Source organism: Aphanothece microscopica RSMan92, from assembly GCF_046613545.2.
In the GTDB taxonomy this organism is placed as follows: domain Bacteria; phylum Cyanobacteriota; class Cyanobacteriia; order PCC-6307; family Cyanobiaceae; genus NIES-981.
Genome location: NZ_JBKKKY020000320.1, coordinates 1 through 652, shown reverse-complemented (window position 1 = coordinate 652; position 652 = coordinate 1). Strand labels below are relative to the sequence as shown.

Below are 652 nucleotides of genomic sequence, written 5' to 3'. Positions count from 1 at the left end.
TCAACAATACCAGGGCTGTGTTTGAAGCGTTGATAGGCAAAAAAAGTGAGTTCAAGCGTACGCCTAAATTCAGAATTGTCGAGACGAAGGACGATTGGCGGAAAAAGAAATATGTGCAGAAGAAAATCCACTGGGCAGTTCTTGTTGAGTTGGTTTTGGCGACGTACTTCGTCGTTGGCATCGGTACTTCTATTTACAACGCACAGATTGCTGCCATTCCGTTCCAAGTGCTTTTTCTTGTTGGCTTCGGCACGGTTGGTATGTTGTCCTTGCGTCATGCACTCGGCAGGTAGTAGAGTGCCGTGAAGGCTCAAGGCGATACTTATTTGATCGTACTATTGACCGTCATCGCTGCCGCGATGGCGGTCACGCGTTTTATGCCTCCCGAAGATGGCGGCCCAGCCAAACCACTGACGGATCTTCCGATGTTCCACAGTGCCGCCAGGGCTGTTTCTGCCCATGCTAACGCGTGGAACATCGATACATTGCGTCAGTACTCTGGTGACGTGCGCCGTGAGTTGGTAAATCCATTTCCGTACACGCCCGTTATAGCTACCGTTCTCCAGCCCGTCACAACTCTCACGACGGCTCAGCTTCAGCCATGGTGGCTTGCACTTTCGTGTTTCTTCGCTGCATGCTCATGCGTCTTGGC

At 51.4% G+C, this 652-nt stretch carries 1 protein-coding gene and 1 pseudogene; both read left to right on the top strand.

Annotation, left to right across the window (positions count from 1 at the left end):
* Positions 1 to 293 (top strand): annotated as a pseudogene (locus ACLD7X_RS17770) (hypothetical protein); the annotation flags it as partial.
* 9 nt (positions 294 to 302) lie between these two features.
* Positions 303 to 652 (top strand): hypothetical protein (locus ACLD7X_RS17765; RefSeq protein WP_411425017.1); only part of this gene is annotated, 350 nt, incomplete at its 3' end.